Raw genomic sequence first — 16,685 nt, forward strand, 5'->3', positions numbered from 1 at the left:
CAGTAAATGAGAAAATAGAATAGAGAAATCAACATAGTAGTTTAAATCCTTTATTTAGTGCTATCTAGATATAATAAATAAGTGTTTTTAAATAATGTATATTTTCTTCGGGTTAAGTAAGCTTGAAAGCGGTTATCGTATAAATAAACTGTGTCGTGAGTAAAGTGACATACATATTTAAGATTGATGAGAAAACTTTTATGTGTTTGGAAAAAAGATAATCCATTTAATTTATTCACCCAATAATTCATAGAATGAATAGAACTATAAGAGCCATTAGTTGTATAAACAGTTATCTTGCGGTCACGAGCTTCAATAAAAATAATATCATTGGTATAAACAGTATAAACTTCCGATTTTGTTTCAATTGCTATCTGGAGAGATTGAGCATTATAAATGCGAAGCGCATCTTTTAAGTTGCGAAAAAGACGTAACTTGTCTATGGGCTTATTTAAGTATCGAAACACATGAATTTCCATTGCACTATCAAGATATTCCATAAAAGAAGTAACGATAAAAATAATAACACGCGGATTTAATTCTTTTAATTTGGCAGCGGTGGTAATTCCACTCATCCCCGGCATTTCAATATCGAGAAACACAATGTCAGGATGCTGCTGACTTGAAAGAAGAGTTTCACCTGAGCAGCAGGGAATAAGGGCAGGACACTTTAATTTGTTTTTTTTGAAATATTCCTGAATATAAGTAGAAAGCTGGTTAATGATATTTTCGTCATCGTCACATATAAAAATATTCATAATATCCTCAACCTTTCTGTGGTATCTGGATTTATTTTACATTAGTTTTTTTAAAATAGCAATTAAAAAGCGCAGACATAATGAAATGTTATTTTGTCTACGCTTTCTTTGAGTTTATAAAAGATTTCGATTGTTCCAGTCTTTATGGTTTCTCTTAATTAAAAGTTCTATCATATTACGAATTAAGAGGACGTCTTCCTCGGCACAGAGTCTTAAGCCGGTAAGAATGTCTTGAGAAATATCATTCGTATGCATATTTCCTAACAATAGATAATCAGGGGTTACATTTAATAATTCGCATATATTTAAGAGAAGTTCCAGACTTGGCTTTTCTCTTCCGTTCTCGACAGAAGACAAATGATTATTGGAAATATTCAGTTTTTCTGCAAGTTCATTTTGCTTGATATTTAGTTCTTTCCTTCTCAGCTTGATTCTTTTTCCAATAGATTTATATTGTACATCCATAATATCACATCCTTTGACTTATTCTAACAAGTTTTAAGAGAATTTGAAAGAATAAACTACAGAACTGATCAGGAATTATAGATAAATGAAAAGAGATAACCAATAAAATACATAGAAAATTCTGCATAATATTATTTTTTTGCACGATTTAGTGTGATTTTGCCAAAAAAGTAAAAGATTATACCTTAGAGCCTAAAGGTAAGATTTTAAGAATAAAATTTGATAGAATAAAATCAGAATTTAAAATGAGGAGTTGATAATTGTGAGACAAAATAATTTGAATGAAAGAATTTCACGGAGGATAAAATATTCCCAAATCAGACTGTAATTGTTGTAACACATCATCAAGAAGAATTGGAAGGTATGGACACGATATATAGACTGCATCAAGGAGAAATAGAAAAATTGAACAGAGGTGGGGGGAAATGACGTTTCAGAAAAAAGAGAAACTGATTAAGCATATACAGATCGCCAGTGGGATTCTTACAATTCCGCCATTGTTTTTCATGAAATTTCGTGCCCCTGGGGAATCGCTTTACTGGTCGGGAATGATTATCAGGATGTTTAATGAAGAAGAGTTTCATCCGGAATATATAATTTTCATATTGGTTTCTCTTTATGTGTTCGCATCGGTCATTCGAACAACTTTTATTTTGCGTGGGAAAAAACAAGAGTGGTTAGAATATCTTCCTGCGATCAGTATGGTTTTGTATGGAGGGCTTCTTGCAGTACTTACTAATACTATGGATCTTACACTTTATGTCAATTTTCCATTATATTATATGGCAATTTCGGCAGTGGAATTTGTGAGTGTGAAATATCTGGAACAGCAGGAAGAAATCAATGAACGGTATGAGACGCTTAAGGAGGATGAACGAAAAGAAAGAGCCCATCGAAAGAAGGCAAATTATTTTCCGGGTAAATATCCAAAAGAATTTTATCAGGTTATTCGAAAGAATTTTCGTTATCGAGGAAAAAATCAGGTTATTTTTGTTATGGCAGCGATGCTGCTTGCAGCAATCTGTTACATTGTTTTTTCCATGTACCAAATGACAGATAAACTTTACGGAGGAAAGGAAGAGTCCGATTCTGCGTTGGCAAGTGTCATGTTTGGAGAGGGAATTCATGGACTTTTTCAGAGTCTGGCGTTGATCTTAGGAATTTTAAGCGTTTTGATGATGGTCATGGTCATTTCCTGGTACATAAAGGAACAGAAGAAAGAATACCGGTTGATGGTTATTCTTGGTATCCGGAAAAATACAGCGTATCTTATTTTCCTTGTGGAATTTTTTATCAACATTCTAATTGCGGCAATGATTGGAATTCCTGCCGGAGCTGTGGGAGCGGTTCTCATGAGAAGGGCATTTACAAAGAACTTTCATGGAAACGTAGATCTGCCGGGAGTGGTAAGTGCTCCGCAGATTTTCTTTGGCTTTTTGGTTTACCTTGTACTGATGCTTTTGGCGCTGGGATTTAATCAGGAGAATTTCATTGCACTTGGAAATTCGACTAATCTGACAGAAGAAAAGGCGAAGGAAAGAAGACCGAAAAGAAATCTGTTTTTACGTATCATGATTGGAATATTTCTCTATGTGCTTGGAATGGCATGGTTTTCCATTCGGGGATGGGCGGAAATGAAAGTGGTTTACTGTCTTCCGGTACTGGGAATCCTCTGCTTATTGATGGGAGGACTGGCGCTTTGGCTGCAAAAGCGAGAGCACAAGGCAGGATATTATCAGGGAATTTTCCGGTGGAATACATTTTATTACCGGTTCTGGAAAAATGTATGGCTGCTGTTCTATCTCTCTGTTGCTCAATTTTTGCTTCTGGCAGTATTTTCCCCAGCGTTTATCAGTTCTATGATGAAGCAAAATGTAGAAGGTATGTATCCATATGACATTGTATGCATGGCGTATGAGGCGGATATCCCTGATCTGGAAAAGATTGCAGGGGAAGCAGGGGCAGATATTATCGAGTACCCGATGGTAAGAATGACCTCTATTTATGGAAGTGATAAAATTCCTTCGTGGGCGGGAGGAATTCGACCGGTTCAATGGCCGCAGGGACAGCATATTGCAATTTCTGAAACATCTTATAATCAGATGAGAGAGGTCATGGGAAAAGAGAGAAGAAATCTGGAGCTTTCAGGAGAGAAGATGCATGTGGTCTATCAGCAGGATCTTTCAGTCAAGACCAATACGATTGACTGGGATACTACACGGATTGAAAAACATCTGCGTTTTGGACAGCCGCTTCAATATTATAATACAGCTGATTATCGGAATATCTTTCCGGAGAGAAATATTGTTAGTGAAGAGAGGGATAGCCTGATTGGGATTTTTCAGCAGGGGAAGCAGGAAAACCTGATTGTCCTGTCTGATGAATATTTTGAAAAGGCATGGAATGAAATTTCTGCCTATAATCGAGAAAATTGGAATGTACGGGAATCTATTACAGATGAAGAGTGGAAGCTTTATACAGTATCTCATGCAGGAAATCTGACAGAAGGTCCGACAGTACTGCTTTGCATGAATATTCCGGATGGAAAAACAAAGCAGGTTACAGATCAGCTTGAGTATTTGAAAGAAAAGAATCGATTTGATCAACTTTGGGATCGTTCTATCCAACCATTTTATGAGAAGTCGCAAATGATTCAGAATACAGAGTCTGAAATCCTTCTTACCCGGACAGCGAATGGATTTATCCTGCTGATTCTGATGATCATGGCAGTTTTTCAGTATTTTCTGTTTGTCAAGGAGGAGGAAAACAACTGGAAATGGGATAATGATTTTTTGGAAAAACTGGGTATGAAGGAAAAGGACAGAATGAAGAAAGTTGTATTTCAACTCCGTTTCTTTATACTTTTTCCTGCAATTCAAGCACTAATCGGAGGCATTCTATTTACCGCCCTGACATTAAAGACAAGATTGTTTACTGGAACAGAAATTATGCAGTTCAGTGGCATCATGGGAACCGTCTATAGTTTGTATGTATTGATCTGGTTTGTGATGTATGAAATTATGAAATGTGACGTCAAAAAACGGTTGATGAAGAAAAGATAAAAAATGTCTTTTGACAATAAAATGGTTGAAAAGATTGTTCTTATTTGTAAAAATATTTTAGTCCTAGCTTGACACCAGCCAACTTTCTCGGCCTCGGATGGGCCGCGACCCCCGCAGGCCTGAAAGCCATGGAGGAGCTTGGAAAACTGAATCATGGAAGTACATCGGCCAGCAACGCCATGTGCAACTTCCTCATTCTGAATATCTCGTCCCTTCAGCTGATCCCGGTCAATGTTATTGCCTTCCGTAGCCAGTACGGCAGCGTGGAGCCCACGGCAATCGTGGGAGCAGGGATTGTAGCGACGACGATCAGCACAGTGACGGCGATTATATTCTGTAAGATGATGGATCGTAAAAAGACCCGGAGAGCGTGAAGCTCTCCGGGATTTTTTTGTGGACTGGTTAGAAATGAGGATTTGTGGTATAATAAATTGAGTTATAAGTCAAATAATTGAGAAGAACAATGGAGAAAAATATGTTAAAGAACAATATCGAAATGGATATAAAGATGAGATGTATCGAGAAATCTACTACGCAGGCAAAGATTGCAGAGAATATCGGAACATCACCGTCATATGTGAATAAGATTATCCGCAGTAAAGAGCAGATCATGAATAAGACGTTTCTTGCTATGATGGAGGATCTTGGCTTTGACGTTGAACTGAATTATGTGGAGAGAAAGGAATCGTGATTTATGTCAACAGTGTTGTCACAAATTTGAAAGGCGGGAAAATATGAGTAATGAGATTACAGTCGCAGGCAGCCTTATTCAGATTATCAGCCAGTCAAGACAAAATGCATTGAAAAAGGTTAATGAAGAATTGATTAATATGTATTGGAAGATTGGAGAACATCTGAGCACAGAATCCGAGAAGGCTTCGTTTGGCGATGCCTATATCGATACTGTGGCGGAAGAAATACAGAATGCTTTTCCTGGCATAAAGGGGTTCAACAGACGTGGCTTATATCGGATGAAGAAATTTTATGAAACCTATAAGGACGATGAATTTGTGACAACACTGTTGACACAAATAAGCTGGTCAAATCATTTGGCTATTATTTCAAAAGCGAAAACAGTGGAAGAACGCCATTTTTATTTAGCCTTGTGTGTAAAAGAGAATTATTCAGCAAGAGAACTTTCACGTCAGATTGATAGCGGATACTATGAGAGATACATGCTGTCTCAGGAAAAGCTGTTGCCTGAACCGATAAAAGAGTTGAAGGAAAATCCGTTCCTGGATTCTTATGTAATAGAGTTTCTGGATCTTCCATCAAATTTTAAGGAAGCTGATCTGAGAAAGGGTCTTATCAGCAATATGAGGGACTTCATTTTGGAGGTTGGCAGAGACTTTACTTTTATAGATGATGAGGTCAGGGTGCAAGTGGGAGGAGAGGATTACAAAATTGATCTTTTATTCTTTCATCGCGGCTTACAGTGCTTAGTGGCTTTTGAACTAAAGATTGGCAGATTTAAGCCAGAATATATTTCCAAGATGGATTTCTATTTGGAGGCGCTTGATCGGCAGAAAAAAAAGAAACATGAGAATCCAAGTGTGGGGATGATCCTTTGTGCATCAAAGGATGATGAAGTAGTTGAGTATGCAATGAGCAGAACATTATCTCCGATGATGGTCGCAGAATACCAGCTACAGTTGCCTGATAAGAGTGTGTTACAGAAGAAATTACAGGAATTGATCAATATGCCTTTGATGGAGGGTGAAGATTAGCGACGACGATCAGTACAGTAACGGCGATTATATTCTGTAAGATGATGGATCGGAAAAAGACCCGGAGAGTGTGAAGCTCTCCGGGATTTTTTTGCTGTAAGTAACATTTGCGCAAAGAATCGTGACGTTTACGCAAGTGATATTGAGTTTGTCAGGTTAATAGAGTATAATTTGAAATGACAGAAAACAATAAAGAAAAATATAAAATAAATGAGAATTAAGAAATAAATACATAATAGATTGATAAAAATGATATGGCAGAGAAAAAAGGATTTGTTAGTTGAAGGCGCAACCCTGTATCGAAATGCAGATTATGAGGTTTATATAAGACAACCAGAAGAAACTCTAGTCTATGCAGATGTTTTAGGCGGCATATACTTATCTGCTGGATGATACATTTTGCTATAAGCTTTCAGAACTAGACAATAAAAATTTTTGAGCTTACTATCGAAAACAATGAAATTAACAAGAGGAGGTGCATCATTATGAAAAATATGGCGAGAAGAATCATTGCTTTGGGATGTGTTGGAATACTTTTTACAGGAATGAGCGGATGTGAGAAGCAAAATGGAAAAGAAAATGAAACTGTACTGACAGTGATCACGGACCCATCAATTCAGAAAGAAGTAAGCAGTGTAGCTGATTTTATGATGAAAACAGAAGACATTGAGATAAATGTAAAGGTACTTCCTACTGAGGAAAATGGACGGGATGCAGAGATTCAGAAGCTTCAGACACAAATTATGGCGGGAAAAGGAGCAGATGTATATTTGCTGGATACGAATCCAGATGCTGCAGAGGTGAAAACGGAGTTATTTGCAAATCCATATCAAACGATGCAAAGCGGAGCATTAGCATCATTAGATGAATATATGAAAACAGATTCTTATTGGAATGATACGACCTATAATAAGAAGATTTTAAATGCAGGACAATATGACGGAAAGCAATATATTATTCCGCTCTCCTGTTATTACTATGTACTATCAGGATCTAATGACATTGAGAAGGTGACAGAGGAGACTCTGGGGGAATGGTTGGAACAGGCGGAAAAAGAGGATGGCTCTGGATTGAAAGAGGCAATCGATGGGAGTTTATATTTGACAGCTGGAAGATGGTATCAGCCGGCAGCAGATTATGAAACACAACAAGTTTTGTTTGATAAAGAGAAATGGACAGCATTTGCAGAATCTTTCTTGTCACTTCAACAGGAATGGTTGGTAGATATGGTAGATAACATAGAAGAACAGTATCAAATACAGCCTATCGGTTCGTTGACAGGGGGAGAAGAGGTTTACGTTAAGACCATTCCGGAATTGGAAGGAAGAAAAATGGCATCCGTTATGACTTATGGGGCAGTTGGAATGTCCAGCGATCATAAAGAAAAAGCATATGAATTTTTAATGCTGTTTTTAAATGATAAGATGCAGGAAAAAGAGGATGGTATTGAGAACATAGGGCAGGTTTTTAGCACCACCGATGGAATCGCGGTAGAGAAAAGTGAGATCAGGAATTGGTTATACGACTGTTCAGATGTAACAATTTCAGCAGTAGAAGAAAGTTTTGAGGAATTGGATGGAGCATATTTTATAACGGATGTTGAAAAGACTCTGACATCGGACATCCAGAAGGTTGTAGAATGGGGAGTAGAACCGGAAAATGGATGGGAAAAATTCGTGTCAGATTTGGCAGACAGAGTGTGGAAACAATACGAGATGCAGGTGAAAGAGTAGCTGCGAGGTTCCGAATATTCTGGTAAAAACAGGAGTTGGAGAAGGACATATTATTTTGTTTTTTAGAAGTAAATTTATTTTTTACCGCAAATCCGCATTCAGCCTTCTGCGGGACCGCTGATACAAAATCAAATATACGGCGGCATAGCCGATACCTAAAAGGACATACAGTAGCAATAAGTTTTTTACCAGTACGCCGCACAGGCACAGTATGATCATATTGATAGTAAATGTGACATACAGTGTGTATCGGGACTCATTGATAGACTGCAGAGCTGACTTTTCGATATTGAGTCCATAGTTAAAAATCTGGGCAAGTAAAGCGGCAGGAAGACAGAACTGTGCCAGGGACACGACTTCTGCTTCATCTGAGATAAAAGTAATAATATAAGAATCACAGTTTATCAGGACAAGAAACATCAAGGCGAAACAGCTTAAAGACAGTAGCGTGGCTGTATTTTTTACCTGTTTTGCCTTTTTATGGCTGCCATTTCCGAAAGCTTCACTTACTAAAGAAACCGTGGCTGTGGAATAGCCAAACATGGGCATTTGTATAATCGAAATGATCTGTAGAATCAGATTGTATGCTGACAATTCTACTGTGCCGATCCGGGCCACAATCATATTCAATCCCACTACAAATAAGATATCTTCCATGAATTCCTGAGCTAAAAATGGAATGGAAAAGCGGATCTTGTCTTTTATTTTCTTTAATATCTGAGGAATCCGCAGATCAATCTGAACAAGATGGCGTGCTGTATAACTATAGATGCCTAGATACACAATCAGAGACAGTATACTTCCTAATGCGGCACCTTTTGCTCCAAACGCAGGAAGGCCCAGTTTTCCATAAATCAAAATATAGTCTAAACACACACCCAGTATATTTATAAACAAGGTTGTGGCAAAGATATGGTTCGTTTTTTTAAATATTTTGAATACGCTTGAATACAGAAAGATAACTAAATTCAGTGGAATGGAAAAACTGAAAATCCTAAGATATTCTGACGCTTCCTGCAGAGTTTTACCAGTTAATCCGAAGCCTTTATGTAAAATCGGATTGCAGAATATATTAAACAGAATAAAAAGCCCGAATCAGATGCCTCCGCACAGAATCAGGAGAAGGGAAAACTCTTCGCTGATACCTTTTAAATCATTTCTTCCTTTTAGATTAGAACCGCAAATATTAAAGACGATCGAAAATGCACCGAGAACACCTACGAGACTGTTGATGCAGGAATAGACGAGTCCGACACCGGCATAGGCCTCTAAAGAAATATGTCCGATAAAAGCCTGATCAATGATTCCCATCAAGATACTTGTGATGGAACCTGCGATTAACGGCAATGCCATTTTATTCAATTCTGTAATGCAGCTTTTTCTTTCTTTACTTATACAGTTCATATTTTTATTACCTTTTTAAATCTCATTCCACGATATAAATTAATTATAGAATTCCGGAAAATGTCTGGCAAGAAGAATATCACGAGCAGGAAAAAAGCAAGGTATGGGATTGGCATTTTCAACCTTTGCATATATACTTAACTCATGAGGAACGCGGAAAATATACAGGAAAGGAAAAGGTTATGGATTTGATTTTAGAAAAAGCCAATGGAGAAAAACATATTGGAGCAGTCAGAATCTGTGATTTTGAAAAACGTTGTGTTTTGAAACAGATCTTTATTCTGCCAGAATATCAGGGGTACGGATATGCCCAGGAAGCTATCAAGATGGTCGAATCTTTTTATACAAAAGCAAAAAGATGGCATGGATCTGGTATATTACGCAAAAGAAAAACAGGGGGAGTTTAAATGAAGATTAAGTTTCAAGGAAATGAATTCTGGTATGGTACCTGTGTGAAATATGGGATGAGGATGCCGATTGGTCCGGATACGGAAACGGAGCTGGATTTGACCAGTAATCCAACGCCGAATCAGGAGATGCCTCTTCTGGTGTCGACAAAAGGGCGATGCCTCTGGTCTGAAGAGGGATTTCACATCAGGATCAGAAGCGGCGTTATAGAGGTCCCGGATTCCTATCAGCTGGAAGAGACAGGAGGCGGCCTTCGGGAGGCCTATCTGCATGCCATGCAGAAGCATTTTCCATTTCGGGGAATGCCGGCGGAAAATCTGTTTGGGAGAATTATTTACAATACATGGATCGAGCTTACTTATCATCAGAATGAGGAGGATATTCTCGCATATGCCGGCCGGATTCTGGAAAGCAGGATGCCGCCCGGAGTTCTGATGATTGACGATGGCTGGGCGGAATGCTATGGAGACTGGAGATTTCACAGCGGAAAGTTTCCGCATCCGGAGCAGATGATAGAGAAGCTCCACGGGATGGGATATCAGGTTATGGTATGGGTCTGTCCGTATGTATCGCCGGATTCGCTGAAATACCGGGAGGCGAGGGATCAGGGAATTCTCATCCGGACGCCGGAAGGGGAGCCGTACATTGCAAAATGGTGGAATGGATATTCGGCAGTTCTGGATTTTTCCAATCCAAAGGCAGTACAATGGCTGAAATGTCAGCTCGATGCACTTACAGACATGGGGGTGGATGGATTTAAGTTTGATGCAGGGGACAGCATGTATTACCGGGATGATAATGTAACGTTCGGAAGGGTGACGCCGGATGAACAGTCCAGACTTTGGGCGGAGTTCGGGGAACAATATCCGTACAATGAGTACCGGGCATCTTTTCGGGCAGGGGGATATGCGCTTTTACAGCGGCTCTGCGACAAGGATCATTCCTGGGGAGAAAATGGAATTGCATCTTTGGTTCCGGACACGCTGCTTCAGGGAATTACGGGGCATGCTTATGGGTGTCCGGATATGATCGGAGGGGGAGAATATCTGAATTTCCAGAACATGGAGAAAACCGGACTGGATGAAGAACTGTTTGTCAGGCATTGCGAGATTGCCTGTCTGATGCCTGCCATGCAGTTTTCGGCGGCGCCGTTCAGGATCCTGAGCCGAAAAAACTTTGCATGCATTTTGAAAAGCATTGAGGTGCGGAAGAAATTTCTGCCGTATATTATGGAAGAACTCAGAAAGACCAGCGTTACAGGTGAACCGTTGATTCGATATCTGGCATATGAATTTCCGGAGGAATATGTGGAAAACGTGACGGATCAGTTCATGTTAGGAGGAAAATATCTGGTTGCGCCGGTTTATGAGAAAGGGAAAACCGGAAGGAGCCTTTACCTTCCAAAGGGAAAGTGGTATGATCGTGGAAGAGTATGGATGTCGCAGGGCGAAACCATATATTGCGAATCGGAACGAGGAATTCCGATTGTTTTTGAGAGAATAGGATAATAAATTCAGTGGGGGTAAGGAATGAAAAGAACAGCAGTATTGTTTTTGACGGCGGCACTGGCGGTATCCAGTGTGCCGCTTTCTGTCAATGCACAGGAAGATTACATTACAGCAGAGGAATCTGTGGAAAATGGACTGAAAAATACCGAAAGTGTGGAAAATGAAGAGGATATGAGTCAGCCGGAGGAAGGGGCAGAATCTGGAAAAGAGGAAGAGACCGGGGAAGATTCAGAAAAGGATGAACAGCTGGAAGAAGGAATGACACCGGATGAAGTCCCGGGAGAAGACCAGGATGAAACCGTAGAAGAAAATCCGGACAACATTCCGGGAGACGTTTTGGAAGAAGAACCGGCAAGTGAGGAAGGTAACATAACGGAAAATCCGTATACAGAGAAGTCACCTGAGAGTGAAGAGCCTGCGGAACAGGCAGTGACGGAGATGCAGGAACTTCCGAAAGAAAAAGTAAGATCAGCGAAACCGGCACTTACGTATCAGGCACATGTCCAGAATGAGGGCTGGCAGAACTGGAGGCAAGAGAGTGAACTGGCCGGTACTGAGGGAAAATACAGACGGATGGAAGCGCTCCGAATCAAACTGCAGGGCGGAGAAGATGCTGTTCAGGGAAGCGTGGAATACCGGGCACATGTACAGGATTACGGCTGGATGGATTGGAAGAAAGATGGAGAACTGTCTGGAACGCAGGGACAATCGAAGCGGATGGAAGCGATTGAGATCCGCCTGACGGGAGAGCTTGCCGAGCAGTATGATATTTATTATCGTGTACATATCCAAAATTATGGATGGCTGGACTGGGTGAAAAACGGCGCTCCGGCAGGAAGTTCTGCACTGAGTTCACGGATGGAAAGCTGTATGATCCGGCTTGTGGAAAAAGGCGATCCATCACCGGCAGCAGGAACAAGGGGATTTATCAAAGCATATACGAATACGGATTTGAGTTATCGCGGGCATGTTCAAAAGATTGGAAATACAAATACATCCGTCAACGGGCAGATTATGGGAACAGTTGGAAAGAGTCTGAGGCTGGAAGCTATGACCATGTGGCTTGATACAGCGGATTCACAGAAACTTTCCGGCGGAATTGAATACTCGGCACATGTCCAGAATATAGGCTGGCAGGGATTTAAGAAGAATGGACAGCAGGCAGGAACGCAGGCCAAAAGCCTGAGAATGGAGGCGGTTAAGATTCGCCTGACCGGAGAGGTTGCGAAGTGCTACGATATTTATTACCGGGCGCATGTCCAGAATTTCGGATGGCTTGGATGGGCGAAAAACGGACAGGCTTCTGGAAGTGAAGGATATGCTTACCGTATGGAAGCACTTCAAATTATGCTGGTTCCAAAAACAAAGGGAGCACCGGGAAGTACAAGTAATGCTTTCAAGAAAAAGCAGACAGTACCGGTGAAGAAGACAAAGTCTTTTTCCGAAGCACTTGGATTTGACGGAACAAAGATTGTAAAAGAACTGAGTGCACACCAAAATGATTCTTATTATCTGGGAACTCCGTATCAACCAATGAAAAACCCGTTGAATATGCACGAGATTCTTTACCCGAATGGTGACAGACGGGCTGATGGCTACAGTGGAATGAACTGTACCGGGTTTGTTGCCTATGTTACGCAGAAATGCGGAGGCAATCTTGCGCCAATTGGCAAGATGGGGCTGTGGGGCGGAGCATGTAACGCATCAAACTGGTTTCGTTATTTCAAAAAAGCCAATGTGGAGTATTATACATACAATTCAGTATCTGCTCTTTTGAAATCCGGAAAAGCAGAACAGGGGGATATCATTTACTGTGAACCTGTAAACTGGAATCAGCCGGGAGCAGACTGCCACATCGGATTTTTCTGGGGAAGAACATCAAGTGAAAACCGGTTTTGGCATACATCGACATCTCCGAAAAATGGAAACCAGATTTCCAACATTGTTCCGGGAATTTATCCGTCCTATTTTCATCTGGTGAAGATGAAATAAAAAGCAACTTTCAGGCGGATGAAATAAAGACTTCAAAAAAGAATAGACAGTCCCAGGGAGAGCATAGTACTTGAAAAAGTCCAGACTCTCCGGGGCTGTCTTTTCTTATCAAAAAATAAAAATTGATATTAACCACCAACTGCTCTAATTAAAAGATCAGTTTTTGAAAATCTTCTGTCGACATACCATATGAGGATGCTGCCTGCTCCAGGTTAAGGAGACCTTTTTGATACAAATCGATAATCGCATCTTTACGTCCCTGATCGTGGGCAACATCATTCTGTGCATGAGCTTCTGCGAGCTGTTTTTGAGTTTCAGAGAGTTGTTCCTGAGTTTCAGAGAGTTGTCCCTGAGTTTCAGAGAGTTGTCCCCGAGTTTCAGAGAGTTGTCCCCGAGTTTCAGAGAGCTGTCCCTGAGTTTTGGAGAGCTGTCCCTGAGTTTTGGAGAGCTGTCCCTGAGTTTTGGAGAGCTGTCCCTGAGTTTTGGAGAGCTGTCCCTGAGTTTCAGAGAGTTGTCCCTTGGTTTCGGCAAGTGTGTCCTTAGCTTTATCTAATTCTCCTTGTACTTCTGCGATCTGCTGAAATATTTTTTCAGTCTGATGCTGCAAGGCGAGCTGATCGCGCAGGGCCCGTTCCCGGGCTTCATATGCCAGGCGTTTTTTCTCATCCTGACTCATCTCCATAAGATCTTCGTAGGCCGATTCAAGGTATGCATTTCCCTTTGCCATTTCTTCCATCTCCTTCTTATTGCCGCCGCGGAAGAATTTCATCCATGCAATAATGCCGTCAGGATGGTGGTACTCTTTTGGGATTTTGGGAAGTTCCAGTATCTGAAGCTCCAGCTTTTCGCTGTACAGATCTCCGGTTGCTTCATCATAGAACCGGACCCTTCTGTGACAGAAATTGTCTTTTTTAAAATAGGTAAAATTCAGGACGCCAACCTGTATACATTTTTGAAGTTTGTCATAAGATTCGCCCTTTTGGAGCTGGCTGGAAAACATTTTACTTAAATAAAAAAGACTTCGATCATCCCAGTATTCTATATAGAGAACCTGCATTTCGATATCCAGCTGAGTACCGCTTTCCAGAAGGACACGGACATCCAGAACACCTTGCTTTTCTTCCTCTGTTCTTTTGGAAAGCTCGTTTTCCAGGATCGTTGTCCTGCCGATCTGTTCCGGAGGAAGACGCAACAATGCAGCGATGAATCCGGTTCTTGTTTTTGGATTGCGCATCAACTCTTTGAAGCACCAGTCGATGTAAGGCTTCATAATAAATTCTTCTTCCGAAGTGGTTTGAATGGTTTTGATTTCGACTTCGTTTGTTTGCATAAACAGTCTCCTTCCTGTGGCGGTCCGGCACCTGTCAGAAGAAAACTGTTTCTGTTTCTTGTAGTCTAACATAATTTCAAACAGCAGAAAAGAGATGTCTCACAGGAAACGTATTCTTTACAGACAGAGATCCCGGCCATGTTTTTTGTTATGAATTGGATTGTTCGGCGAATGCCGTGAATGATAGAAAAGCAGACAGCTTTTCAGACGATCTCAGAATAGCATGAAAAGAAGGGCGAGGCAAGCCGGTGAAAGATAAAATTTTTCTGAAAAGACAAAGAGAGAGGACAATTTTCCGTTTTAGGATGCAAATAATAAATTGTTGATATATTAAGAATGTATAGATTGTAAATGTACAGAAAAAATGATATATTGAAACAAAATAACAGATAAATATGAAAGAAATAAAAACACAGCATTTTAGGGAGTGATACCAATGAGTTATAAAGAAGAGAATATGAGTGATTAATTAAAATTACTGGTACAAGTTCTGGAAAGTTAATCGGACTATTAGATATGGGTCACAGAACAGGAATCACCGGAACAGAAAACGTTGACAACAGTGCTGGAAATGCTGTTTACCGTACCAGATCAAAAGCTACAGGATGCTTATATGGAGGCGAAAGAGAAGGCGGAGCAGGAGGCTGCCGAAACAACAGAACCTGGAGCACATGGAGTATATGATTTTGAAGAATTATTAACAAAAATGTACGGCTCTTATTTTTCAGATCAGGGAATTGAGAGTATTCCGTACTGGATTTATACCAATCTGAACGCATACGCTGCGGATCGGGATGTAAAGGTAACATTTGAAAGCGTGAATATTCAGCCGGAAGAAAGCTCGGATGGAAATTATTATACTTTTACAGCCGCACTGAAGTATTCGATTGGCGGGGAAGAAGCAGAGTATGAGCAGACTGGAACCGCATTGTTTGAGGATGGAAAGATCCAGAATATAACGTTTACAGACGGGCTGATGACGGAGATTGAGAATCAGTTGTTTGTATAGAGAGCAGAGGAATAAGGAGGTATAAAAATGGGACGCAGACTGATTTTTATTGATGATAAGCCGGGATACGGCGGGGTATCGACCTGCCTGATCTGTCTGGCAAATGAGCTTTGTAAGAGAGGATATGAAATTACGCTGATTGCCGCGAAAAAGAACGTCTATGAAACCCGTGTGGATGCATTGGTGCAGATTGAGGAATGTGATTTTACGGATGAGAAAGCGGTGGAGAGAATGATCAAGAGCTTGAATGACCGCTGCGCCGAAATCGTCAATTCTCATGCTGACAGCGGGATTCAGATCCGGCTTCTCAGGCAGAAAAACAGGACATATCAGTTATATCTCACCGAACATCTGGCGATTTTTGATGATCCGGAATATATCGAGCCGAGAAAAGAATATTTTTCACTGGCGAATCAGGCAGAAAAGGTGATCACCGTATCACTGGCGGGACGGAGAGCTTTTCAGGCAGCAGGTGTGGAGTATCAGAAGCTTGCCACAGTCTATAACGGAGTGAAAGCGAAACCGTACCGGGAAAGAACTTATGAAGAAATCCGCCTCATGTATGCCGGACGCCTGACGGAGACAAAAGGAATTTTTACACTTTTGAAGGCAATGGATCTGGTGCGGCAGCAGATACCGGAGGCAAAGGTGAACATTTACGGGACAGGCAGACAGGAACAGGAGGTCCGGGACTATATCAGGGAACATCATCTGGAAGAACAATGCATTTTGAAAGGATTCTGCGACTGCATGGAGAAGGCGTATCAGGAACATGATCCAGGACGGAGAGCTGTTCTTTTACGATCCTGGAGGCGATGAATGAGTCCTGCGTAGTACTGGCATCGGACGTGGACGGGACAAGAGAACTTGTTTATGATGGTGTAACAGGGCGGCTTCATCCGTTCGGGGATGCAAAAACACTGGCCGGACAGATCATTGAACTGATGAAAGAGCCTGAAAAACTCCGGATGCTGGCCCAGAATGGACATTATGAAGTGACCCATTCCTTCCGGCAGGAGGACAGCGTAAAAAAATATATCCAATGCCTGACAGAATAAAGAAAATTACGGCCGGGATAGAAAAAAGAGAAACATAACCGTACGAAACAGGATGGCCGTACGGATTGGACATGAAAATAGGAAGATGTAACCGTACAAAAGAAGTAAAGTGAGCCCCTTGTCAAGGACATCCGAAAAATTTTTTGTCTGGATTTTATAACAGCTTAAATGCTGATGGTAACTCGTTGGTTTTAATATATTTATAGTACTCGTTTGGAGACATTCCATGGA

The 16,685-nt window shown here is 40.9% G+C and carries 13 protein-coding genes and 2 pseudogenes; 11 read left to right on the forward strand and 4 right to left on the reverse strand.

The features are described 5' to 3' along the window. Window positions 1–50 precede the first annotated feature (50 nt). Entirely contained in the window at window positions 51–758 is a 708-nt protein-coding gene (locus tag B5E64_RS16625; RefSeq protein ID WP_087169574.1) for a LytTR family DNA-binding domain-containing protein, read from the reverse strand. A 114-nt stretch (window positions 759–872) separates the two neighbouring features. Next, window positions 873–1,223, reverse strand: a complete 351-nt coding sequence (locus B5E64_RS16630; protein WP_182466596.1) for a helix-turn-helix transcriptional regulator — start codon at window positions 1,221–1,223, stop codon at window positions 873–875. Window positions 1,224–1,924: 701 nt separating this feature from the next. On the opposite strand from B5E64_RS16630, the gene B5E64_RS16635 reads away from it, so the two are divergent. The 5 genes and pseudogenes from B5E64_RS16635 (at window position 1,925) to B5E64_RS16655 (ending at window position 7,745) form a co-directional block, all read left to right on the forward strand. Continuing rightward, window positions 1,925–4,285 (forward strand): ABC transporter permease, encoded by a 2,361-nt coding sequence (locus tag B5E64_RS16635; protein ID WP_158099275.1) that lies wholly within the window; start codon window positions 1,925–1,927, stop codon window positions 4,283–4,285. A 77-nt stretch (window positions 4,286–4,362) separates the two neighbouring features. Further along, window positions 4,363–4,659, forward strand: a pseudogene (locus B5E64_RS16640) (nucleoside recognition protein); the annotation flags it as partial. A 101-nt stretch (window positions 4,660–4,760) separates the two neighbouring features. Further along, a complete protein-coding gene (locus tag B5E64_RS16645) occupies window positions 4,761–4,976 on the forward strand; it encodes a helix-turn-helix transcriptional regulator (protein WP_087169588.1) in 216 nt (71 codons plus the stop codon). A gap of 43 nt (window positions 4,977–5,019) precedes the next feature. Continuing rightward, the gene (locus B5E64_RS16650; RefSeq protein WP_087169576.1) at window positions 5,020–6,012 is read left to right on the forward strand and encodes a PDDEXK nuclease domain-containing protein; all 993 of its coding nucleotides are present in this window, start codon (window positions 5,020–5,022) and stop codon (window positions 6,010–6,012) included. A 743-nt stretch (window positions 6,013–6,755) separates the two neighbouring features. Beyond that, a complete protein-coding gene (locus tag B5E64_RS16655; protein ID WP_140398891.1) occupies window positions 6,756–7,745 on the forward strand; it encodes a hypothetical protein in 990 nt (329 codons plus the stop codon). A gap of 81 nt (window positions 7,746–7,826) precedes the next feature. Here B5E64_RS16655 and B5E64_RS16660 read toward each other — a convergent pair. Beyond that, window positions 7,827–9,149 (reverse strand): annotated as a pseudogene (locus B5E64_RS16660) (MATE family efflux transporter). 50 nt (window positions 9,150–9,199) lie between these two features. On the opposite strand from B5E64_RS16660, the gene B5E64_RS16670 reads away from it, so the two are divergent. Genes B5E64_RS16670 through B5E64_RS16680 form a run of 3 tightly spaced genes read left to right on the forward strand, consistent with a single transcriptional unit; the run spans window position 9,200 to window position 13,057 of the window. Beyond that, window positions 9,200–9,556, forward strand: coding sequence for a GNAT family N-acetyltransferase (locus B5E64_RS16670; protein WP_275532843.1), 357 nt, complete (start codon window positions 9,200–9,202; stop codon window positions 9,554–9,556). After that, the gene (locus B5E64_RS16675; protein ID WP_087169581.1) at window positions 9,557–11,065 is read left to right on the forward strand and encodes a glycoside hydrolase family 31 protein; all 1,509 of its coding nucleotides are present in this window, start codon (window positions 9,557–9,559) and stop codon (window positions 11,063–11,065) included. Window positions 11,066–11,086: 21 nt separating this feature from the next. Next, a complete protein-coding gene (locus tag B5E64_RS16680; RefSeq protein ID WP_087169582.1) occupies window positions 11,087–13,057 on the forward strand; it encodes a hypothetical protein in 1,971 nt (656 codons plus the stop codon). Window positions 13,058–13,205: 148 nt separating this feature from the next. Here B5E64_RS16680 and B5E64_RS16685 read toward each other — a convergent pair whose 3' ends face one another. Continuing rightward, complete coding sequence (locus tag B5E64_RS16685) at window positions 13,206–14,387, reverse strand: Rpn family recombination-promoting nuclease/putative transposase (RefSeq protein ID WP_162610222.1); 1,182 nt, start codon at window positions 14,385–14,387, stop codon at window positions 13,206–13,208. Window positions 14,388–14,940: 553 nt separating this feature from the next. Between B5E64_RS16685 and B5E64_RS16690 the strand changes: the two genes are divergently transcribed. The 3 genes from B5E64_RS16690 to B5E64_RS18695 are packed head-to-tail and all read left to right on the forward strand — an operon-like array spanning window position 14,941 to window position 16,454. Next, entirely contained in the window at window positions 14,941–15,396 is a 456-nt protein-coding gene (locus B5E64_RS16690; protein ID WP_140398894.1) for a hypothetical protein, read from the forward strand. A 27-nt stretch (window positions 15,397–15,423) separates the two neighbouring features. Next, window positions 15,424–16,215, forward strand: coding sequence for a glycosyltransferase family 4 protein (locus B5E64_RS16695; protein WP_087169585.1), 792 nt, complete (start codon window positions 15,424–15,426; stop codon window positions 16,213–16,215). Continuing rightward, complete coding sequence (locus B5E64_RS18695; RefSeq protein WP_087169586.1) at window positions 16,212–16,454, forward strand: glycosyltransferase; 243 nt, start codon at window positions 16,212–16,214, stop codon at window positions 16,452–16,454. The genes B5E64_RS16695 and B5E64_RS18695 overlap by 4 nt, the downstream gene beginning before the upstream one ends. Window positions 16,455–16,685 lie beyond the last annotated feature (231 nt).

It is taken from the genome of Drancourtella sp. An12 (assembly GCF_002160935.1).
Classification (GTDB): Bacteria; Bacillota; Clostridia; order Lachnospirales; family Lachnospiraceae; genus Sellimonas; species Sellimonas catena.

Coding starts and splice junctions, on each gene's coding strand:
- B5E64_RS16650 (WP_087169576.1), top strand. CDS start 5,020: ATGAGTAATGAGATTACAGTCGCAGGCAGCCTTATTCAGATTATCAGC.
- B5E64_RS16655 (WP_140398891.1), top strand. CDS start 6,756: ATGGCGGGAAAAGGAGCAGATGTATATTTGCTGGATACGAATCCAGAT.
- B5E64_RS16635 (WP_158099275.1), top strand. CDS start 1,925: ATGGTTTTGTATGGAGGGCTTCTTGCAGTACTTACTAATACTATGGAT.
- B5E64_RS16630 (WP_182466596.1), bottom strand. CDS start 1,223: ATGGATGTACAATATAAATCTATTGGAAAAAGAATCAAGCTGAGAAGG.
- B5E64_RS16695 (WP_087169585.1), top strand. CDS start 15,424: ATGGGACGCAGACTGATTTTTATTGATGATAAGCCGGGATACGGCGGG.
- B5E64_RS16625 (WP_087169574.1), bottom strand. CDS start 758: ATGAATATTTTTATATGTGACGATGACGAAAATATCATTAACCAGCTT.
- B5E64_RS16685 (WP_162610222.1), bottom strand. CDS start 14,387: ATGCAAACAAACGAAGTCGAAATCAAAACCATTCAAACCACTTCGGAA.
- B5E64_RS16675 (WP_087169581.1), top strand. CDS start 9,557: ATGAAGATTAAGTTTCAAGGAAATGAATTCTGGTATGGTACCTGTGTG.
- B5E64_RS16645 (WP_087169588.1), top strand. CDS start 4,761: ATGTTAAAGAACAATATCGAAATGGATATAAAGATGAGATGTATCGAG.
- B5E64_RS16680 (WP_087169582.1), top strand. CDS start 11,087: ATGAAAAGAACAGCAGTATTGTTTTTGACGGCGGCACTGGCGGTATCC.
- B5E64_RS18695 (WP_087169586.1), top strand. CDS start 16,212: ATGAATGAGTCCTGCGTAGTACTGGCATCGGACGTGGACGGGACAAGA.